Raw genomic sequence first — 23066 nt, 5'->3', positions numbered from 1 at the left:
TTTATTAGTTAAATATGAGGTAGCTGTACTTTTTAAAGTCATTTTTTGTTAATATTGCTATAATAATTACGGCTATGAGAGTTGATAGCAACTTAATATTTGTCGATTTAAAAATCATGAAATTCCTGAAAGCATTTTTCGTAACAGGGATACTTTTTTGTACCCTTGCCGCAAATGCCCAACTTCCGGATTTTGGTTTTGCAGTTGATGTTGAGAATGAAACCTGCCCCGGCAACGGAACACTTACTTTTAGTATATCAGATGCAGTACCCGGAGCTATATTCCTTTTTACTGTTTATAATAATTCAGCTCCGACAGTACCCGTATCTTCATCTCCCGGCTTGTTTGTTGATGGGCTTTCGGCAGGTACCTACAAAATAATCGCGTTGCAAACGCTTGGCCCTGAAACCAATATACAACAAGCAGAAGTAATCATAGAGGAACAGATTGAACCGCTCACATACAGCATTACCTCATCAACACACAATTGCTCTGAAGGCGGACAAATTGAAATTACAACACTGACAGGGATAGCATCGGAATATGAAATCATTTCCGGCCCGGTAACCCGGCCGCTACAGGCTACAAATGTATTTTACGATTTGCCACCCGGCCAATATAATATCAGGGTTTTCAATAATTGCGGACAGGGTGTTGTAACAACATATACGGTGTCTACTGCAGTGGGACAGCCAACGGTATCCCCTCCTATTTTTGATGATGTGCTATCGGGCGACTGCACTACTGTAAACATTACCAATACCATTTCCTATCCGCCCGGTACGGTTATAAGCTATCCAATAGATATTGTTTACACCATTAACATACCCGGTGGCGACCCGCAAATCGTTTCACTCCATTTTGACACCGGTGCTCCTTCATTACTGGAATTTTCTAATGTTTTCCCTGTTATTCCGGGCCAGCCGTATACTTATGATATACAGGTAACAAATAGCTGTGGGATACAGTATGGGAATACAGGAATGGAAGTTAACCCACTCCCTTCTTTATCTGAAAACCTCAATCCAATACCGTGCGGGCGGTTTTACTTTACACTGGAAGCTGCCAACTATATGCCTCCATTTAACCTTAATTTCAGTGCTGTACCTGACGGATTTGACCCGGCGGCATTTACAGGCAATTATCCGGGCCCCTATAACGATAGTCCCATAGTATTTGGAAATGAAGAACAGCCTGTACCTGAAGGTGGTTATACCGTAAGCATTACCGACGCATGCGGAAGAACCGAAACCCATTCGTTTACCATTGAATACATAGTCCCTGAACCGAATGCCAATGGCCGCAACAATGGCTGTTACTCCGTTTTCGGGCGCATAACGGCAAACATACCTGAACGCGAAATTGTTTTTGCCGAAATTATTTCCGGCCCGCCGGAATATACAGCTCCCGTACCAACAGATGTAACTGCCTTCATTAACCCTTCAGGAACATTGGTGGTTACAGACCTTCCGATTGGAGAATACACCCTAAACCTCATCGATGATTGCGGGATAGAATATGAAGAGGTAGTAGTCATAATTCCGGCCTTTACTGAGAGGGATTTTACCGCAACAGCATTTGCCGATTGCTCTACTGCAAAAGGTGCAGTGAGGGTATCAAGCGGCAATGGAAGACTGACTTCTCTGTCTGTCATCGATGCACCCGATGAATTTGAAGAAACCCTTCCTTATGATGTGACTTCAAACATCAATACAGGCGGCGTTATGTTTATGGATAACCTGCCTGAAGGGGAGTATACCTTTCATGGCATTGATATATGCGGCATTCAGCGATCGGTAACCATTACCATCACGGGCTACCAGCCCGGTACCGGGACGTCTTTTGCATTTGACCCGAATTGCAGCTCTTTTGATATCGATCTTTTTGATAATGATTCCTCAGGCACCCCTACTTACTGGCTCCAGAAGGAAAACCCTGATGTGCCCGGACAATGGGTGCACCCTGCAACCAATGTAGTCTATACCGAAGGCACACTTCCCACTGCACAAAACTCACTAAGCCTGCAAAATAGCCAGACTACGGTAAACCTGCTTTATTTCGGTTCTTTCAGAATTGTAAAAGCTTTTGAGACTGTTGGCAGCGGTGTTGCATCAAAAATTTGCTTCCAGGTTTTGGGTAACTTTAACTATTACGACGGGGTCAATATCGAAAACATTTACAACATCTCCTGCCTGCCCAATACTGATGACATCTATATAGAAGCCACTGGACTTGAACCATTACAGTATCGTATTGAGAGGAGAAATGGCGAACCTTTTCTTATGGATAATGGTACGAACAATATTTTTACCGATCTCCCTGCAGCTTCATATCAGTTTGTGGTGGAAGATGCTTGTGGACATATTGGCCGAAGGACAGAAAATATTAACCTCCTGCCGGAACTGGCTGATGCCCATGATCCCGGAGGGATGATGCAATGCATACAGCCCGGGGAATCTGTATCTAGGGAGTTTGACCTTTCCGAGCAGAATGCCGGGATACTTGAAGACCAAAGCCCAAGCGTTTATACCATAACCTACCACGCTACGCAGGAGGATGCCGATAATGGGGCCGACCCTTTACCCATTCTATATACCAACACAGCTAATCCTCAAATAATATATGCGAGGCTTGTACATAATTATATTTCCATCTGCCACGATGTTGTCCCATTCGGCCTCCAGGTGTCAGAATATCCGCAGCTAAGCATGGAACGGGAAACCTATATTTGCCAGGGAAATGGTCCAGTAACGCTAACTGCCGATCCCGGATTTGATTCTTATGAATGGTCCACAGGAGAAACTACAAACTCCATACAGGTTGACGAACCGGGGAATTATTCTGTAAGGGTAGCGAATGTTTATGGCGATGTAGAATGTGAAACTACAACTGATATTACAGTAAATCTTTCGGAGGAACCTTCAATAAATGAAATTGAAACTGATGACTGGACAGACAATCATAACTCCATTACCATACATGCAAACGGCGCCGGTTCTTATGAATATTCCATTGATGGTGATACTTATCAGGACAGCCCTGTTTTTAGCGATCTTGCAACAGGCATATATTATTTACACATACGGGATATTAACGGTTGTGGCAGTCTAACACAGATGTTCTACCTGCTCAACTATCCTAAATTTTTTACCCCGAATGGCGACGGTGTAAATGATACCTGGCGAATTAAATACTCGTCACTAGAACCCGATATGGAAATATATGTATTTGACCGTTATGGAAAATTCATAATATCCTTTCCTCCCGAAAGTGAAGGTTGGGATGGCACTTACAATGGCCGTCCTCTACCCTCCACCGATTATTGGTTTGTTGTAAAGAGAGAAGACGGCGAAATCCACAGAGGGCATTTTACCATGAAACGGTAATTAAAGTGTGGAAATTCTACACTAAACTGTGGAAATTCTACACTAAACTGTGGAAATTCTACACTGATTTTTAACCCACACAACAAGAAAGGTGCTCAAATACAACACCTTACACTTAACCTTTAGACTGGTACGATTATTTCATATTGTTAATTCGTAAAGGTCGCTGCATATGAAGGAGTTGTTGATAATATCATTCTTAATGGCACTCGGTGGAAGCGCAGGAGAGTCGATTGCCCACAATGCTCAGCAACTGAACATCAACCAAAAAAACAATTACCGGAAGATCAAAATTGATGAAGTATCGGCCAACGTACTGAAAGCGATCAGCGATAATTATATAGGCTATACCGTAATTGAAGCTTACATATCTGAAGAAGAAACTGGCGAGTATAAGCTGGTATTGAAAAAAGAAGAAAAGCAACTGGTTGTATATTACAAAAGCTCAGGCGAACTTATAAAACAAGATGTGAAATAGAAAAACATATAGTAAGGTGATTTGAAGAATGTTATTCTTCGATGAAAGGAGATGAGAGCATCTCCTTTTGTTTTTCTTAACACTTTAAAACTTGCAAAACCGTTACATTTGCATATATCACTAAAAGTAATGAGTCCCAAAATACTTGTCGTAGACGATGATACTGCTTTTTGCGTAATGCTGAAAACATTCCTTCAAAAGAAAGGTTTTGAAGTAGCGAATGCTTTCACAGGATTAGAGGCAGAGGAAACACTGAAAAAAGCGAAATTTGATATAATTATAACCGATATCAGATTGCCTGACAGTGATGGGATGCACATTCTTAAAGCGGCAAAAGAAGCCTCAATGGATACTAAGGTGATTCTGATGACCGGATATACCGATATCAAGACAGCGGTAAATGCAATGAAGCTTGGAGCCTATGATTATGTAGGCAAGCCTATTAATCCTGATGAGATACTGCACATCATTGGGCAGGCGCTGAACAAAAAAACAGATAATTTCAAACCATCTTCGGAAAAAAAAGATACAAAACAAGCAACGCTGCCATTTGTAAAAGGCATAAGCAATGATGCTTCAAGACTTCATGAACACATAACACTCGTAGCCCCTACAAATATGTCGGTCCTGATTATTGGTGACAGCGGTACCGGCAAAGAGCATATAGCCCATTCCATCCACTCGCAAAGTAAGAGGTCAGGAGAGCCCTACATACCTGTGGATTGTGGTGCTATACCCAAGGAACTGGCTTCCAGCGAATTTTTTGGACATTTAAAAGGATCTTTTACAGGCGCTATCAATGACAAAACAGGACATTTTGAAGCTGCAAACGGGGGAACCCTTTTCCTTGACGAAGTTGGAAACCTAAGCTACGACGTGCAGGTACAACTACTAAGGGCTTTGCAGGAACGCAAAATAAAGCCTGTAGGCAGCAATAACGAAATTGAAGTAGACATACGGGTTGTAGCAGCAACTAATGAAGATCTTGCAGAAGCTGTAAAGCGTGGTGACTTTAGAGAAGATTTATACCATCGCCTTAATGAGTTCCTTATCAAGGTACCAAGCCTTGCAGAACGTAAACAGGATATAATGATATTTGCGCATCATTTCCTTGCGCAGGCCAACGACGACCTCGAAAAAGACATTGAAGGATTTGATGATGAAGTTACTACCCTATTCAAAAACTACAGCTGGCCGGGCAACCTGCGTGAAATGCGTAATATTATAAAGCGATCTGTCCTGCTTGAAAAGTCATCTATTATACACATTGGAGTATTGCCACCTGAAATGCAGGAAGCCTCAAAAATTGAAGGCTCGCTTTCAGGATATACCAAAAGCAATGAAGAAGAGGCTATCCGTAATGCACTTGAAAAAGCTAATTACAATAAATCCAGGGCAGCCATGATGCTGGATATAGACCGGAAGACACTTTATAACAAACTCAAACTCTATAACATCGATCTTTAGGCCGTTTCCTGTTCTAAAGCCAGGCAAAGTGCTTGCATCTTGTTGCATATATCGCCAATATATATTTCCAACTCGTCCCAACTATGGGTTGCTGTCCCATCTTCAAGCGGCACTAATAATCCTGCAATCGAATGAACCTCCATCTGCCTGAGCATGGGTATCATCCTGTGGGCAGTTTCCGCTAACCAACGTGCATCTCTTGCCCCGGCCGACTCCACAAGCTCATGGCAATTGGTTTTGGCGCTGTCAATAAACGTCATCACAATATTGCGAAGGGATACTGGGTCGTTATTGGTAAATTTCTTCAGGCTTTCGAGGTTATATAATCTTAGTGATAAATCAGCTTGCTCTTTTGCTTCCATTACGCTCACAGGCTTTCCTGAGAGAAGCACTTCTATAAGCTTTAATAATTCCTTAAAATTTACAGGTTTAGAATGATATGCAGAGAATCCTCTATCAAGAAAATCGGAAGCAGAAAGGTCTTTCCTTCCTGAAAGTACAATAACCGGTAGTGAGGCAATCATGGTATCGCTGTGATTTCTTATTGCTTGGAGCACTTCAAACCCATCCATGTTTGGCATTTGCAGGTCGGTAATTATCAAATCCGAATTTCCTTCTTCAATCATGTTTATCACTTCAGCGGAATTGTTCAGGGTCTGTATTTTCCCAACGTGCATTCGCAGCAATTCTGACATAAGCGCTAACTGTGTGGTATCATCGTCAACAACAAGGATATTTTTATGCTTCAGTGCAGGGGATACCTGTACCAATTCAGAAATTTTGGCTGTTGCAGCATCGCCTTTTCCAGCAATACGTGGTATGGAAATGGTAAAAATAGAGCCCCTCCCTTCTTCACTTTCCAAGTGTATGGTACCATCAAGCAACTCAATGATCTTTTGCGATATTGTAAGTCCAAGTCCGGTTCCCCCAAATTTCTTCTCAATACCCTCATGAGCCTGTGTAAACTCCTTAAAAACATCCGCATGTTTTTCGGGAGCAATACCTATCCCTGTATCCAGTACAGAGATTTGTATCTCAAACCCATATGCCTTTGCAATAACTTCTACTGATCCGTGGCTTGTAAATTTTATTGCATTACTTACAAGATTGGTGAGCACCTGCTTAATGCGGTATGAATCAGAAATAAAGTTATCATCCAACATATCATCCACATCCCAGTTAAGTTCAATATTTTTCTTGTTCGCCATGGGTTCGAGCGCCATACAGGTACTCTCCACAAGGCTTTTCACATTAAAAGGCGATTCTTCGATATTTATACGGTTATTTTCCAGTCTCGAAAAATCAAGCAGGTCATTTACCAGCTTTAATATGTAATCTGCCGACTGTTTTATATTGCTAAGGTACTGGCCCTGTTTTGAAGATATGCCTGAATCTTTAATAAGGTCGTGAAAACCTATTATGCTTCCAAGAGGCGTTTGAAGATCATGGGTAACAGTTGCCATAAGCATGGTTTTTGTACGCAAAAGATCCTCATTTTCAAGGTTGAGCGCCTCAAGCTGCTTACGATAATTTTGATTGCTGGTAAGGTCGCGAATAATGAACCATGCAAAAACAATGAGAAAAAAGAGCGTTATGGCGCCGATCCATGCAACCTTTCTTATGGTAGCAGCTACAGCCGATTTAGATTCATCAATTTTTGCATACGATTTTTCAAGGAAATCTTTTTCAACAGAAGTGAGGATTGTGCGCAACTGATCGGATATGATACGGTTCTCATCAAGAAGCCTCTGTTCCCTTTCTATTAGGCCGCTATTTACTTTACGGCTCCTGTCGATGACATTGGAAAGTACTTTGTCGAAAATTATAGCGAGCGAATCGTTGGAAACCTGAAGCTTGCTCAGGGAATCGAGCATTTTTTGAGGTAGCGCCGAATAAACGAGCTGCCTGGCCTCATATTGTTTTCGGGAACGAACTGGTTTTGTTTGATCCCATACTGAGTCTTTTGCAGAATAAATACCGTCAATCGCGATGTTTAGAGGATCACGCTTACCGTATTTATTCCTGTAAATACGGATATCAGTAATACTCTGTTTTTTCCGGGCCAAAAGCATCCTTATGGAATCAAATTTAGGCACCTGGGCAGGTTCTACACTACTTTTGACAGTTTCAATTTCACTGCTTATACTGTCAATGGTCTGGATATATCGGCTGTAATCCTCAGCCTTGCCCGACAGGATGGCACTCCTTCCCATAGCTTCAGAAGCATAAAGGTCGGCTATTGTATTGCTTATCCGAACAATATTCTTATTATCATTACCTGCTTGTTCAGGAATGGCTATCCTTACAATCTCCATGTAAAGGAACCACACCGAAAGCACAGCCACAGCAAAAAGCAGCACATAACCGGCGATTACTTTATATTTTACGGCTTTAGGTTTCTGTACCATAAGATAAACTTACGATTTTATCTCCTAAAAACGCTACAATGGTATTTAAAGTATAGTTTGCATTTAGCTACGTACCATCATACGTAAAAAGTTGACTTCTTCTTTCAGGTGCTGGATTTCAGAAGTAAGGCTTTCTACAAGGATGTCGTAAACTTCCTTATTCATGCCGCCAAATCCGGCTGTATCGCCCGACTCACCAAAAAGCTGGCAAATGTTGATATCGAGTATTCTTACAATTTTAAGAAGCTTAACAATGTTCAGCCTCCTGTCATCTTTTTCAAGGCGCCCATAGTTGCTTTGCGTAACGTCAAGATGAAGTGCCATTGTTTCCTGAGTGATGCCTTTGTCTTCCCGGATGTTTTTGATTCTCTGTCCAATTACATTCATTGTGGTAAATTTTAGTAAGTTTTCCTGTGAATTTCACAGCCTTCTGGATAAAAAATCCTTTTGCTGAAATACAAAATCTGTCCTAATTCATTTAACTGCCCCGATCCGGATTCCAGTGTAGTAAAAACCGCAGCATAATTAAACTAACAGAACAACATTCTGTTTATAAATAATTATTTTATAACTGAATTTTATTTCTACGTAAAAATAGCATAACGGGATTAGCTGAAAAACAGAAAACTTATTTATTCGATATAATGCAGTTTTAGTCGTTTAAATTCACTTATTAAATACTTACAGGCACTATCTCATTATTTAAATTATAAATCAGCTAGTTTGCAACATTTTAAATAGTAAGAAAAAACCCACGCTGCTTGCGTGGGTTCATTCATTATGCTATTGTGTGAGTATCGATCGCGAGATAACGATTTTTTGTATCTCTGAAGTCCCTTCATATATTTGAGTAATCTTCGCATCACGCATAAGGCGTTCTACATGGTATTCTTTTACATAGCCATTGCCTCCGTGTACCTGTACCGCCTCAACAGCTGTATCCATGGCCACTTGCGAAGCATAAAGTTTGGCCATAGCCCCACTAAGGTCATAATTATTGCCATTATCCTTATCCCATGCAGCCTTCATGCACAAATGGCGCGCTGCCTCAATCTGAACTGCCATATCGGCCAGTTTAAATGCAATTGCCTGATGGTTACATATTTCAGTTCCAAAAGCTTTACGTTCTTTAGAATATTTAAGTGCCAGTTCATAAGCACCTGACGCAATACCAAGGGCCTGCGAAGCGATGCCTATCCTTCCGCCTGAAAGTGTTTTCATGGCAAATTTGAATCCAAACCCGTCTTCACCAATCCTGTTCTCTTTCGGAACCTTTACATCTGTAAACATTAATGAATGCGTATCGCTTCCGCGGATACCCAGTTTTTGCTCTTTTGGGCCAATTTCAAATCCTGGCATCCCTTTTTCAACGATTAATGCATTGATGCCCCTGTGTTTTTTATCCACATCGGTCTGAGCAATAACCAAATATACATCAGCTGTACTACCATTAGTTATCCAGTTCTTAGTACCATTTAATAAGTAATGGTCCCCCATGTCGATGGCCGTAGTCTTTTGTGATGTTGCATCACTCCCAGCTTCAGGCTCACTAAGGCAAAAAGCCCCTATTACTTCGCCGGTTGCCAAACGTGTAAGATATTTTTGTTTTTGCTCCTCAGAGCCAAAAGTCTGAAGGCCCCAGCACACAAGTGAATTATTTACTGACATAACTACTGAAGCTGATGCGTCTATCTTGGATATTTCTTCCATAGCAAGCACATACGAAATGGTATCAAGGCCGCTTCCTCCGTATTTTGGGTCGACCATCATGCCCAGAAAGCCAAGTTCGCCCATTTTTTTGATCTGTTCAGCAGGGAAAATTTGTTTTTCATCTCTTTCAATAACCCCCGGAAGCAACTCGTTTTGTGCAAAATCGCGCGCTGCCTGCTGAATCATCAGATGCTCTTCAGTTAGTTTAAAATCCATATTACCTAAATTATTTCGTTGTGATTTTTGTTTTATGTGCGCCCAAATGTAATTATTTATTGTGAATTTTTCAATATCATTACTTAATTTTAGCCCATGCTAAAAGAAAACTATAACGTTGTAGGCGTAATGTCAGGCACTTCGCTGGACGGAGTTGACCTTGCCCATATTTTACTGAAAAAAAATAACCAAAATTGGGCTTTTGAAATAAAAGAGGCCGTTACCGTACCCTATAGCCCGGAATGGATACAGCGCCTTAAACATGCAGTTGATTTTGATCCGGAGGAACTGATAAAACTTAATAGTGACTACACCTTATTATTATCAGGTATAATTAAGGAGTATCTTAAGAAGTATTCCATAAATCGGATTGATGCCATTTGCTCGCACGGGCATACCATACTACACCGCCCGAAGGAGGGCATAACATTACAAATTGGCAACCTGCCTGAAATAGCCACACTAACAGGAGAAACAATTGTTTGCGACTTCAGGGTACAGGACGTAGAACTTGGTGGCCAGGGAGCACCACTTGTGCCAATAGGCGACAGGCTGTTATTTTCCGAATATACTTACTGCCTAAACCTGGGAGGGTTCTCTAATATTTCCTTTGAAGAAAAGGGCAACAGGCTTGCTTTTGATATTTGCCCGGTAAATACCGTGTTAAACCACTATGCAAACAAGCTTGGCCTGGAATATGATGCCGGTGGCAATCAAGCAGCGAAGGGTACAATGATTTGGGAGCTTTATAACGAATTGGAAAACCTTGAATTTTACACTCTTCATCATCCTAAGTCATTGGGATTTGAGTTTGTAAAAGAAGTCATATTACCATTAATGGAAGAGCACGAAGGAACGTTGGAAGATAAATTACGGACATTTTCTGAGCACATTGCCTCCCGCTTAGCTGAAACCATAAACCAAAAAGAGGCGAAACAAAGTATGCTCATCACAGGTGGTGGTGCATATAATACATTTGTCATTAATCGGCTGAAAGAATTGTTGCCGAATACCTCTATCACTATTCCTGATGACAAAACCATCCAGTTTAAAGAAGCGCTGATATTTGCGTTGCTTGGGATTTTAAGGTTAAGGAGTGAGGTAAATACGCTGTCCAGCGTTACAGGTGCCCGCAGTGATCACAGCGCCGGAAAAATATATCACCCTTAAAGAATGCCCATCCTTTTAATAGCCTCTATGAGTTCCTGGTCGTCGCCTCCCCTACCCTGCATGAGCATGTTTTTCATGCGGGCTTTACGTTCCTGTATCGCATGAAGCGGAAGCGGTATATAATTTGGAATATCAGCAGTCTTTATGCCCTCTGTAAGTCGCATAAGTATTTGTTTGTCATAATTATCAAGGTTATAATTATCAAACACCTTATCTTTTAATGACTTCACAATTTTATTGCTCAGATAATTATCTCCTGAAAAAATGATCCTGAACGCATTGATGAACTCATCAATATCAATGTCACTTTTACACAAGATTCCCTGCGGGTTTATTTCCTTAATAAGACGGTCTATCAGCGATGATTCGCTATGCATGGTCAGGATAATTATTATGCAATCAGGCATTAGTTGCCTGATCAACTTCCCAAGATCCATACCTGAAAAAATATTTTTATCAGCATAGGGCGGCAGGCTTAGGTCCAGATAGGCTATATTAAACGGATTTCCACCTTGCTTTCTGTCATTTATAAGATTATATGCCTGCTCACAATCAATTGCTTTTGTAAAAACAAGCTCATAGCCTTCAAACTTTTCATCAGACAGCACATTGACATACCCATTGACTGTCATGGGGTGATCATCAACAATAAGGATATTAAGGTTTTGAGGCATAAAAGAATCCAAAAGAAAAAATTAAAAATGCTTTTGTGTAAAATTAATAATTATAAATTACATATCTTGCTTTACTAAATTTTAATAGTGATTGGTACAGTTTTCCTATTTGGTTGTAGCTATATCTGAGCCAAATGTAAAAGTAATATTGTCGCAGTTTGAAAGCTTTCATGAATATTTTTACATCGGTTCGGCAATAAATGGTGAAGATGCGGTAAACATGATATTGGAACTTCAGCCGGATTTAGTGTTTTTGGAGCTCCCGCCCAGGATAAAAAACTCTTTTCCCCTGAAATTCATTACCGATTTGCATCAATATATAAACGTTTTGCCGTACATTATAGTATTGGCAGATAATGATGCATTTGCATTTGAAGCAATAAAAGCAGGTATAAATGACTACCTTATTAAACCTGTAGCTTCCATTGAACTTCGAAAAAGCCTCCTGCGATTCCGCAAATCTGCCTTGGCGCAGCATCCTGTTACTATTCATCCGCATTCTCTCAATGAAATAGAAAAAGAAGACGAGCAGGAGTTAGACAGCCAGGCAGAAGCACAGCGTTCAGAAATAGATATCCAAATATGCATTAAGTCCTACGGGGATTATCAGTTCATTGCTCTTAAAGATGTACTTTATCTCAAAGCTGACAATAATACTACCGACTTTTACCTCTTTAACGGCAAAAAGCTAACGGCTTATAAAACCCTAAAACATTACGAGAATAACCTGCCATCATTCTTTTACCGGATACATAACAGTTATATTGTAAATAGCAATTATGTTTCCCGTATCAATACCGGAAAGCAACTTTGTTACCTCAATAACAACGAAATATCGGTTTCTTTTTCAAAAACCTTCAAGGATAATATCGACACAATTATCCGTAAGATTGCTCCCGAATATCTATAAAACGCATTATACCCTTTAGAAATGGTGAGTTACTCGTATTCGAGGGCAAGTGACTAAACCTCTTGTTATTTATAGTTGTTAGCTAAAACAAGCTTGTAACTTTGCCTCAGTAATAATCGGTAAACGAATTGCAACTAAAAAAATTTAATTATAAAGACATCTATAAAAACTTACTACCATGAAAAAATTTATCCTTTCTTTCGCTCTTATCGCAACATTAGGTCTTACTACAGTTTCTTGTTCAACTGACGACAGTGCACTTGAAACATCTGCAGACAATGCAATTACGCAGCCTGGACCAGGCGATATTGCCCTTCCACGCCCTACTACTCCTAAGCCGTAATTGGCACATAAAAAAAATATAGTATTTTTGAGGCACTAGTCAAACACTAGTGCCTCAAAAATTTTGTACAGACACCTAGTATATATATATGTTTTATTTTTTTTCATTCTTGTAGTTTCCTGCAAAAAAAACGCTATTAATGAAAATGATAAAAAATATACTCATGTTGAAAAGCTATTCGAAACAGGTGAAGATGTTTACCAAAAGCCAAAAATAAGGGAACATTATATCGATTCCGCTCTCGGCTCGTTTTCAGGCAATGACAATGATTCAATTACACGTTTTTTTTACAGGAGGGCTACAGTAGCTTATTACGATCTAAGAGTTTATGACAAAGCGCTACATGCAAGCCACTTAGCATTTGACCTGGGCTTAGAGGCAAATGATTCGCTTACAATGGCTAAAGCCTCCTATTTTTCGGGGATATCCCACTCTGAAAAAAATCACATTGACAGCGCTTTTTTTTATTACGCACAGGCCGAAAAACTTTTTAGAGACATTAATGACAAAAGCCTACTAGGCGAAATTGGCCTCTATAAGGCATATATATACCATAATATTGGCGAATATGTTTTGTGTGAAAGCGAAGCCATTAAGGCCCTACGCTTGCTTGAGGAAAAACAAAGCTCCATAGATATCTATAAATGTAACAATCTTATTGGCAGCGCCCTTTTAGGGCAGGGTAACTTTACCGAATCTATAAAGTATTACCGTAGTGCCTTAGATCAACTTGAAAATCTTAGAAAAGAAGGCTATCCCGAGGAAGTAATTGCTGGCTTCAGGGCATCAAGCTACAATAATTTAAGCCATGTGTACCTAAAACAGGAAGACTATCCAAAATCCATAGGCATTTACCAGGAAGCATTAGCAGGAGAAAACGTAAATACTATGGGTGCAAGCCTCTATGCAAAACTCCTCAATAACCTGGCATATGCTAAATTTAAATCAGGAATCAGAAAAGACGTTCCTGAGATGCTTTACCGGTCATTGCGCATCAGAGATAGTATAAATGATATGCCCGGAGTTGTAGCAAGCCATATCAGTTTGGGCGAATATTTTACCGCTACAGGTAATCCGTCTGCCGGTATCACCTACTTAAAAACTGCTTACGATGAAGCAAAAAGGATTAAAAGCAATGATGACATATTAACCAGTTCCAAGCTATTATCAGACATAGATCCTGTTAATGGGCAATTTTATGCCGAACAATATATTGACTTAAGCATAAAAATGCAGAACGCTGCTAAGGCAAATCGTGAAAAATTTGCCCGGATAGAATATGAAACTGATAAACTCCAGAATGAAAAAGAAGCATTGGCAAGAAAAAACAGCTATATCATTGGTATTTCGCTTATTGTACTCTTTTTTATTGCCGCAATCTTTATGATTTATTATCTGAACTCCCGCAACAAAGAGCTTTTGCTTATACAAGAGCAACAAAAAGCAAACGAGGAAATATACCAGCTGATGTTCGAACAGCAATCGAACATTGAAACGGCCCGTTCTGAAGAAAAGAACCGCATTGCAATGGAACTCCACGATGGAATTCTCAATAACATTTATGCTGTACGGCTAAATTTGGAATTTATAAATAAAAAATCGGACGATGAATCCGTATTGAAACGTAAAGAATACATTAAGGAATTACAGAGTGTTGAAAGTGAGATACGGGCTGTTTCGCACGATCTTAGCCGGAATGATATTTTCAGCAAAGGACAGGACTTTGGTGCTATGCTACACTATATGATTACTTCTCAAAAAAACAACTTCAATACAGGTTTTGATGCCCACATTGATACTCAGATTGATTGGGAAACGATAAGCAATACAAATAAAATCAATATTTACCGTATAGTACAGGAAGCATTACAAAACATCAACAAATATTCACAGGCGCGGTATGCAGGCGTTGAAATAATGGAAAAAGACAACAAACTTTCAATTCTGGTAAACGATGACGGTATAGGCTTTGAGCCTGAAAAAGTGAAAGGCGGCATTGGCCTGCGCAATCTTCGTAAGCGTGCCGAGGCGCTAAAAGGCATCCTAAATATTCGCTCGAATCCCGGGAAAGGCTCTTCTATTGAAGTGGTTTTCCCTTTGTCATAAAATCAAAAAATACGATATTCTCATTTATTGTTTTTATATATTTGTGTCGATTTAAAAAAACACAACAAAATGAAAGATTTACTTAGTAAATTTGAAAATAAACAGCCTGAAATAGTTTTTAACTGGAAAGATACAGAGACCGAAGCTGAAGGTTGGACGGTTATAAACTCCCTTCGTGGTGGAGCAGCCGGTGGTGGTACAAGGATGCGAAAAGGCCTTGATATTAATGAGGTGCTTTCACTTGCCAAAACAATGGAGGTTAAATTTTCCGTTTCTGGACCTTCAATTGGCGGTGCAAAATCAGGAATTAATTTTGACCCCAACGATCCGCGCAAAAAAGGTGTGCTTCAACGCTGGTACAAAGCTGTTTCCCCTCTGCTCAAAAGCTACTATGGCACAGGCGGCGACCTTAATGTTGACGAAATACACGAAGTTATCCCAATGACAGAAGAGTGTGGTGTATGGCACCCCCAGGAAGGTGTTTTCAATGGCCACTTCAAACCTACAGAGGCTGACAAGATCAATAGGATTGGACAATTGCGTCAGGGTGTAATAAAAGTTATTGAAAATCCTTCATTTTCACCTGATGTAAACAGAAAATATACAGTTGCTGATATGATTACCGGTTATGGTGTTGCGGAGGCAGTGCGCCATTTTTATACAATTTATGGAGGCGATGTAAAGGGCAAAAAAGCCATTATACAGGGCTTTGGCAATGTAGGTTCGGCAGCGGCATTTTACCTTGCAGAAATGGGCGCAAAAGTAGTAGGCATCATAGATCGTGAGGGAGGGCTTATCAACAAAGATGGCTTTACATTTGAAGAAATAAAACTACTCTTTCTAAACAAAGACGGCAACAAGCTTGTATCTGACAACATGATACCATTTGAACAGATTAATGCCGAAATATGGAGTATTGGGGCTGAAATATTTACACCATGTGCAGCCTCCAGACTGGTTACCAAAGAACAGATAGACAACATGATTGCTGCAGGACTCGAGGTTATTTCTTGTGGCGCCAACGTTCCCTTTGCAGATAAGGAAATTTTCTATGGACCAATAATGGAAGCTACCGACAGCAAAGTAAGCCTTATCCCTGACTTTATTTCAAACTGTGGCATGGCAAGGGTTTTTGCCTATTTCATGGAGACAAAAGTAAGTATGACCGATGAAGCCATATTTAATGATGCCTCTGAAATAATAGGTAATGCGATACAAAAAGTGTACAACCAGAAAAGCACTAAAACGGGCATAAGTGCAACAGCTTATGAAATTGCGCTAAAGCAGCTTGTATAAGCAGAATAAAAATGATTAATTTTAATGGCAGGTAATCCCTGCCATTTTTTTAATATATGGACTATAAAGAAACCGTTGAATGGATGTTCAGCCGCCTGCCTATGTACCAAATGCAGGGGGCATCAGCTTATAAAAAAGACCTGACCAATACCCTGCTGCTGGCAAAACACCTTGGTAACCCTGAAAAAAAACTATCAGCGATACATGTTGCAGGCACAAATGGAAAAGGGTCTACCTCAAGTATGCTTGCTTCTATACTACAGGAAGCAGGATATAAAACAGGACTGTACACATCTCCACACCTCAAAGATTTCAGGGAACGCATAAAAATTAATGGAGAGGACATACCCGAAGCCTTTGTAACAGACTTTATAAAAAAGAATAAGCCATTTTTTGAAGAGCAGGAACTCAGTTTTTTTGAAATGACTGTCGGCCTGGCATTCGATTACTTTGTGTCGGAACAAGTTGACATTGCCATAATTGAAGTGGGAATGGGCGGCAGGCTCGACTCAACCAATATCATCTCCCCTATAGTTTCGGTAATAACCAACATCGGAATGGATCACATGCAGTTTTTGGGCACTACAATGCCCGAAATCGCTGCTGAAAAAGCGGGCATCATAAAACCTGGCATTCCTGTAGTGATTGGAGAATATACAACCGATACGAAGCCTGTTTTCATAAACAAAGCAAAAGAATGCCATTCTTCTATTTATTTTGCTTCTGATGAAGTAGCTGAAGATTATCCATCCGATCTAATCGGAGATTATCAGGTCCAGAATAAGAAAACGGTATTTAAAACGATAAGTGTTATCGAGGAGCTATTTCCGATATGCAAGGAGGACATTGAAAAAGGCCTCTTGAGTGTAGTGCAAAATACCGGTTTAAAAGGCAGATGGCAGAAGGTTAACTTAATTCCTACTGCTATTGCCGATACTGCCCATAACAGCCATGGACTTAAAATTGTGATCGCCCAGCTGCAAAAACAAAAATATGACACGTTACGCATTGTTTTAGGCGTAGTAAATGACAAAGACCTGGGTGATATACTTCCACTTTTTCCACAAAATGCCGTATATTATTTTTGCAAGCCCAATGTACCCCGCGGCCTGGATGAAAAACTTTTGCAGGAAACCGCATCACACCACGGGCTTAATGGAAATCTATATATTTCGGTTGCAGCAGCTTATGAAGAAGCTTTGGCCGAAGCTTCAGAAAATGACTTTATCTACATTGGCGGAAGTACCTTTGTGGTAGCAGAAATTTTATGATTTTTTAATTTATTGTTTGCAAATACCAAAAAACAGTCTATATTTGCACTCGCAATAAGGAACAAACAGCATTGCAAAACACATTGGGGCGATTAGCTCAGCTGGTTCAGAGCATCTCGTTTACACCGAGAGGGTCGGGGGTTCGAATCCCTCATCGCCCACCACTTTAAAACTCTTCAGGAAACTGAAGAGTTTTTTTGTTTTTTGCTAACTTTTAGTATCGATCCATACTCACATCTAAATATTTGTATATTAGTGCCTGATAACCATAACAAACCGCAAACTTGTTTAGTTTAATGTACACAGATAAACAAAGTAATGCCCGCTCAATCATTTTTATTGATACCGAAATCGAACCAAATAAAGGTAAAATACTTGATATAGGTGCAACGAAGGGAGATGGCAATCATTTTCACAAAGCATCTTTAACAGATTTTACCCAGTTCCTGAAAGGCAACGAGTATGTGTGCGGGCACAATATCTTAAGTCACGACATTAAATACATAGGTAATGCAATCAATGATGCCGGTGTTAACCCTTTAAACATCATTGATACATTATACCTGTCTCCCTTATTATTTCCAACCAAACCCTATCATGCCTTACTAAAGGATGATAAACTTCAGACTGAAGACACCAATAATCCGTTGAATGATGCCATAAAGTCCAGGGATTTATTTCATAGTGAGGTTGCCGCTTTCAGACAGGCCGATGAAACACTAAAAGAAATATTTTATTTTCTGCTACATCCAACAAAAGAGTTTGGTGCATTTTTTAGATTCATGGATCACAGGAGTATAATTCCTGATGGCGAAGCGCTGATTAGATTAAAATTTACTGATGCAATTTGTGAACAGGCTAATCTGGCCAAAGTAATAGCTGAACATCCAATTGAGCTGACTTATTGCCTCGCATTGATCAATTCATTTATTACCCATAAAAAATTTCATTCCATTACGCCTGCATGGGTACTGAAAAATTACCCGGAAGTAGAACGCATTATGTTGCTATTGCGTAGCAAGCCATGCCTAACTGGCTGTACTTACTGTAACAGTGCCCTTGACATACACAAAGGCCTGAAAAAGTTTTTTGACTTCAATGCTTACCGTACTTACGGTGGCGAGCCACTTCAGGAAAAAGCCGTTCAGGCAGCTGTCAGCAACAAATCACTATTGGCCGTATTCCCCACCGGTGGAGGAAAGTCGATAACATTTCAGGTTCCGGCCCTAATGAGCGCCGAAAACTCAAAAGGATTGACGGTTGTTATTTCGCCGTTGCAGTCGCTGATGAAAGACCAGGTGGATAACCTTGAAAAAAATAATATAACCGAGGCAGTTACCATTAACGGTTTATTAGATCCGATTGAAAGAGCCAAATCGTTTGAAAGGATTGAAGATGGTTCTGCATCAATTTTATATATTTCTCCCGAGTCCTTGCGCTCAAAAACCATTGAAAAACTGATTTTAGGCCGGAAAGTTGCCCGATTTGTAATTGATGAGGCACACTGTTTTTCGTCGTGGGGACAAGATTTCAGGGTTGACTATCTGTACATAGGAGACTTTATAAAATTTATCCAGGAAAAGAAAAATCTCGAAGACAGCATACCGGTATCATGCTTTACGGCAACGGCCAAGCAGAAAGTAATAGAAGATATCCGGGATTACTTCAGCAAAAAATTGTCATTGGACCTTGAATTATTTACTTCAAAAGCATCCAGAACCAACCTTCAATATAAGGTTTTTGAGAAGCAAAATGAAGAGGAAAAATATCTGGCAGCCCGTGATTTAATTGAAGAGAAAAATTGCCCGACAATTATTTATGTATCCCGGACTTATAAGGCAAAAAAACTCGCTAAAAAGTTAACAGAAGACGGATTTAGTGCAAGGCCTTACCATGGCAAAATGGAGAAACAGGATAAAACCGAAAACCAGGATGCCTTTTTAAATGGTGAAACTCAAATCATGGTGGCCACTTCCGCATTTGGCATGGGGGTTGACAAGAAAGACGTTGGCCTTGTCATTCATTATGAAATCTCAGATTCACTTGAAAACTACGTGCAGGAAGCAGGGCGCGCCGGCAGGGATGAAAATATTTCAGCAGATTGTTTCGTGCTGTTTAATGAAGAAGATCTTAGCAAGCACTTTATTCTGCTCAACCAAACCAAACTTTCGATCAAAGAAATCCAGCAGGTTTGGAAAGCGATAAAGGATATTACAAAATTTCGCTCAAAGGTATCTAATTCAGCATTGGAGATTGCGCGAAGAGCAGGTTGGGATGATAATGTGGTGGAAATAGAGACACGTGTAACCACAGCAATTGCCGCACTTGAAGATGCCGGGTATTTAAAGCGCGGACAGAATATGCCAAGAGTGTTTGCCAACAGCATTTTATCTAAAAATGCCCAGGAAGCCATTGATAAAATAAACACATCGGAAAAATTTGAAGAAAAGCAAAAAGAGCAGGGAGTCCGTATTATAAAGAAACTCTTTTCCAGTAAAAGCAGAAAGGAAACCAATAATGAGGCTGCTGAATCCAGGGTTGACTATATCAGTGAACATCTTGGCATTGTGAAAGAAGAGGTCATCAATGTGATAAACTTGTTGCGTGAGGAAAATATACTCGCCGATGCTAAGGATCTCACAGCATATATAAAGAAATCAGAAAATAAGAACCGCTCTCTTGCCATAGTAGAAACCTATGGCAAAATTGAAAGTTTTTTGCTTCCTGCTTTCAAAGAGGAAGAAAGCGTTTTTCATTTAAAAGAATTGAACGAGGAAGCCGAAAAAAGCGGATGTGAGGGAGTAAGTACCAATAAATTGAAAACGATACTTAACTTTTGGTCTATCAAGAACTGGATTAAACGGAAAAATGCGGATTATGCTAAAAACTACATTGCTGTACTATGCCTTCAAAGCAAAGGGCAATTAAAAGAGAAGCTTGAAAAACGCCATGAGCTTGCAAAGTTTATCATTGGGTATTTTCATTACAAAACATCTACTGAAAACCATACGGATAAAGATGAGATTTTAGTAGAGTTTTCAGTACATGAGTTAAAGGCTGCTTATGATAATGGCCTTAGCCTCTTCAAAAGAGAAATAAGTATAGATGATATTGAGGATACACTGTTCTATCTTTCACGGATTGAGGCTATAAAGATTGAAGGTGGTTTTCTTGTCGTTTATAATCGCTTAACTATAGAACGGACTGAACAAAATAATAAAAAGCAATATACCAAAGACGATTATCAAAAGCTCAATCAGTTCTACGAAAACAAAATACAGCAAATCCACATAGTGGGCGAATATGCCCAAAGAATGATTGCTGATTACAGGAATGCACTTCAGTTTGTAGAGGATTATTTTCAACTCAATTATAGTTCTTTCTTAGATAAGTATTTTAAAGGCAACAGGCAAAATGAGATCAAGAAAAACATTACTCCCGCAAAATTCAGGCAGCTTTTTGGGGATTTATCACCAACACAACTCAAAATCATTAATGACAAGGAAACACAGCACATGGTTGTTGCAGCCGGTCCCGGTAGTGGCAAAACCAAGGTGTTAGTGCATAAACTGGCTTCCCTGCTGCTTATGGAGGATGTAAAGCACGAACAGCTATTGATGCTGACATTTTCCAGAGCCGCCGCTACCGAATTTAAAAAGCGTTTATTGAAACTAATTGGTAACGCAGCCAACTTTATTGAGATTAAAACATTCCATTCTTACTGCTTTGACTTACTCGGTAAAGTCGGGACTTTAGAAAAATCGTCGGATATATTAAAAACAACCGTTGAAAGAATTAAAAATGGTGATGTTGAGGCTAATAAAATTACGAAGACTGTTTTAGTAATTGATGAAGCCCAGGATATGAACGCGGATGAATTTGCACTCATAACTGCATTGATGGAGCAGAATGAAGAAATGAGGGTAATTTCCGTGGGAGACGACGATCAAAACATTTATGAGTTTAGGGGGGCTAGCTCCAAATATCTCGAACAATTCATAAAAGATAATAATGCCGTAAAACATGAGTTGATTATGAACTACAGGAGCAAAAGTAACCTTGTCGATTTTTCAAACCAATTTGTTCGGCAAATTCCACATCGCCTGAAAGAAACACCAATTATTGCTAAGCAAAAAGATAATGGTAAAATCAGAATAGTAAAATATCAAAGCGGCAATCTTGTTACGCCTCTTGTAAATGACATAGGAAATACAGACCTTACAGGAACTACATGCGTACTCACAAAGACTAACGAAGAAGCTACAAAAGTTACGGGGTTATTGTTAAAGAATGGCATTAAGGCAAAACTAATACAATCTAACGACAGCTTTAATTTGCACAATCTTGTTGAAGTTCGGTTTCTATTAAGTAAGGTAGGCTTAGCAGATGATGTTTACACGATTAGTGATGAAGTCTGGAACAATGCCAGTCGAGAATTAATCAGCGCTTTCGGTAAGAGTGATAAATTAGAGATTTGCCAGAACATAATCAAAGATTTTGAAACTACCAATCCTGGCAAAAAATACAAATCTGATTTGGAGGTTTTAATCCGGGAATCTAAACTGGAAGACTTTTATAATGAAAATGGTGAAACAATTTTTGTATCTACCATACATAAAGCAAAAGGAAAAGAATTTGATAATGTCTTCCTTTTACTCGAAAACTTTGATCCCGAAACCAATGAAGCCAAACGCCAATTATATGTGGCAATGACAAGGGCAAAACAAAATTTATACATCCATCAAAATGCAAATCATCTCAATCAGTTTATAACGGAAAATCTTGAGCGTTTAGATGACCATACGCATTATCCTGCACCGGGCAAAATTGCGGTACATACAACGTTAAAAGACGTTTGGCTGGATTATTTCAACAACAAGCAACATCTGATTTCACAGTTAGTGAGTGGCGATGAATTAGGTATTAATGGTTACGAATGCCTTAATTCAGATGGGCAATCCGTTATGAAATTTTCAAAGGATTTCATTGCGAAAATCGATGAAATGAAATCAAGAGATTATGAGCTCAAACACGTAAAAGTCAACTTCATCGTATATTGGCTGAAAGAAGGAGCACCACAGGAAATCAAAATAATTTTACCTGAGCTTTATTTTGAAAGAAAAACGAGTTGAAACCGTCTTGTATTATAAATCAAGGTGATTTATATAATTATGATTGGATTCAACCAAGGCTAAATTATAAACTCACTCCAAATAATTCTTACACCGAAGTTTTATCCTTACAAAACAAAAAACCCTTCATCTAACCGATGAAGGGTTTCAAAAAAAAGGCGATGACATACTCTCCCACAAGATGCAGTACCATCTGCGCAGGCGGGCTTAACTTCTCTGTTCGGGATGGGAAGAGGTGAGCCCCGCCGCAATAATCACCTTAAGCCTTTAGTTGAAGGTTGTAAAAGTTGAAAGTCATAAAGTCCGCTAGGGAACTTTTAAACATTTAAACATGCAACATTCGAACTATAATAAGTTAACATACTGAGATAAATTTCGTAGTATTTGATTTAGAAAGTTCCTTCCTCCCCCGCCGTGGCGGGGAAGGAGGTTTGTACATAAGCTTACGGGTTATTAGTACTACTCGACTATGACATTACTGCCTTTACATCTATAGCCT

General features: G+C 39.6%; 14 protein-coding genes, 1 tRNA gene and 1 rRNA gene. 11 read left to right on the top strand and 5 right to left on the bottom strand.

What is annotated here, in order from left to right:
- The first annotated feature begins 116 nt into the window (after nt 1–116).
- The 3 genes from OGH69_RS05090 (at nt 117) to OGH69_RS05080 (ending at nt 5331) form a co-directional block, all read left to right on the top strand.
- Nucleotides 117–3386 carry a T9SS type B sorting domain-containing protein gene (locus OGH69_RS05090; RefSeq protein WP_265173372.1) on the top strand — a complete coding sequence of 1090 codons (3270 nt, stop codon included), beginning with the start codon at nt 117–119 and terminating at the stop codon, nt 3384–3386.
- A gap of 202 nt (nt 3387–3588) precedes the next feature.
- Nucleotides 3589–3864, top strand: coding sequence for a hypothetical protein (locus OGH69_RS05085; protein ID WP_265173371.1), 276 nt, complete (start codon nt 3589–3591; stop codon nt 3862–3864).
- Between the two features lie 129 nt (nt 3865–3993).
- On the top strand, nt 3994–5331 hold the full coding sequence (locus OGH69_RS05080) for a sigma-54-dependent transcriptional regulator (protein WP_265173370.1): 1338 nt from the start codon (nt 3994–3996) through the stop codon (nt 5329–5331).
- On the opposite strand, the gene OGH69_RS05075 is transcribed toward OGH69_RS05080, so the two are convergent.
- From OGH69_RS05075 to OGH69_RS05065, 3 genes are all read right to left on the bottom strand, one after another.
- On the bottom strand, nt 5328–7739 hold the full coding sequence (locus tag OGH69_RS05075; RefSeq protein WP_265173369.1) for an ATP-binding response regulator: 2412 nt from the start codon (nt 7737–7739) through the stop codon (nt 5328–5330). The two genes, OGH69_RS05080 and OGH69_RS05075, sit on opposite strands and share 4 nt — an antisense overlap.
- Before the next feature lie 63 nt (nt 7740–7802).
- Nucleotides 7803–8126 carry a helix-turn-helix domain-containing protein gene (locus tag OGH69_RS05070; protein WP_265173368.1) on the bottom strand — a complete coding sequence of 108 codons (324 nt, stop codon included), beginning with the start codon at nt 8124–8126 and terminating at the stop codon, nt 7803–7805.
- Nucleotides 8127–8522: 396 nt separating this feature from the next.
- The gene (locus OGH69_RS05065) at nt 8523–9665 is read right to left on the bottom strand and encodes an acyl-CoA dehydrogenase (protein ID WP_265173367.1); all 1143 of its coding nucleotides are present in this window, start codon (nt 9663–9665) and stop codon (nt 8523–8525) included.
- Nucleotides 9666–9761: 96 nt separating this feature from the next.
- Between OGH69_RS05065 and OGH69_RS05060 the strand changes: the two genes are divergently transcribed.
- Nucleotides 9762–10835, top strand: coding sequence for an anhydro-N-acetylmuramic acid kinase (locus OGH69_RS05060; protein ID WP_265173366.1), 1074 nt, complete (start codon nt 9762–9764; stop codon nt 10833–10835).
- Here the strand turns inward: OGH69_RS05060 and OGH69_RS05055 are convergent.
- The gene (locus tag OGH69_RS05055) at nt 10832–11521 is read right to left on the bottom strand and encodes a response regulator (RefSeq protein ID WP_265173365.1); all 690 of its coding nucleotides are present in this window, start codon (nt 11519–11521) and stop codon (nt 10832–10834) included. The genes OGH69_RS05060 and OGH69_RS05055 overlap by 4 nt on opposite strands.
- Before the next feature lie 79 nt (nt 11522–11600).
- Between OGH69_RS05055 and OGH69_RS05050 the strand changes: the two genes are divergently transcribed.
- The 7 genes from OGH69_RS05050 (at nt 11601) to OGH69_RS05020 (ending at nt 22567) form a co-directional block, all read left to right on the top strand.
- Nucleotides 11601–12419, top strand: coding sequence for a LytR/AlgR family response regulator transcription factor (locus OGH69_RS05050; protein WP_265173364.1), 819 nt, complete (start codon nt 11601–11603; stop codon nt 12417–12419).
- A 178-nt stretch (nt 12420–12597) separates the two neighbouring features.
- Nucleotides 12598–12762, top strand: coding sequence for a hypothetical protein (locus tag OGH69_RS05045; protein ID WP_265173363.1), 165 nt, complete (start codon nt 12598–12600; stop codon nt 12760–12762).
- A 63-nt stretch (nt 12763–12825) separates the two neighbouring features.
- Nucleotides 12826–14868 carry an ATP-binding protein gene (locus OGH69_RS05040; RefSeq protein ID WP_265173362.1) on the top strand — a complete coding sequence of 681 codons (2043 nt, stop codon included), beginning with the start codon at nt 12826–12828 and terminating at the stop codon, nt 14866–14868.
- A gap of 69 nt (nt 14869–14937) precedes the next feature.
- Nucleotides 14938–16164 (top strand): Glu/Leu/Phe/Val dehydrogenase dimerization domain-containing protein, encoded by a 1227-nt coding sequence (locus OGH69_RS05035; protein WP_265173361.1) that lies wholly within the window; start codon nt 14938–14940, stop codon nt 16162–16164.
- Between the two features lie 56 nt (nt 16165–16220).
- Nucleotides 16221–17435 (top strand): bifunctional folylpolyglutamate synthase/dihydrofolate synthase, encoded by a 1215-nt coding sequence (locus OGH69_RS05030; protein ID WP_265173360.1) that lies wholly within the window; start codon nt 16221–16223, stop codon nt 17433–17435.
- An 86-nt stretch (nt 17436–17521) separates the two neighbouring features.
- A tRNA-Val gene (locus OGH69_RS05025) sits at nt 17522–17599 on the top strand.
- A gap of 132 nt (nt 17600–17731) precedes the next feature.
- Nucleotides 17732–22567 (top strand): RecQ family ATP-dependent DNA helicase, encoded by a 4836-nt coding sequence (locus OGH69_RS05020; protein WP_265173359.1) that lies wholly within the window; start codon nt 17732–17734, stop codon nt 22565–22567.
- A 153-nt stretch (nt 22568–22720) separates the two neighbouring features.
- On the opposite strand, the gene rrf is transcribed toward OGH69_RS05020, so the two are convergent.
- Nucleotides 22721–22829: ribosomal RNA gene (gene rrf / locus OGH69_RS05015) — 5S ribosomal RNA — on the bottom strand.
- Between the last annotated feature and the right edge of the window lie 237 nt (nt 22830–23066).

Source organism: Flavobacterium sp. MFBS3-15 (assembly GCF_026107645.2).
GTDB lineage: Bacteria > Bacteroidota > Bacteroidia > Flavobacteriales > Flavobacteriaceae > Flavobacterium.
Note: the sequence above shows the minus strand (reverse complement) of the source record. Positions and strands in the feature narration are given on the sequence as shown.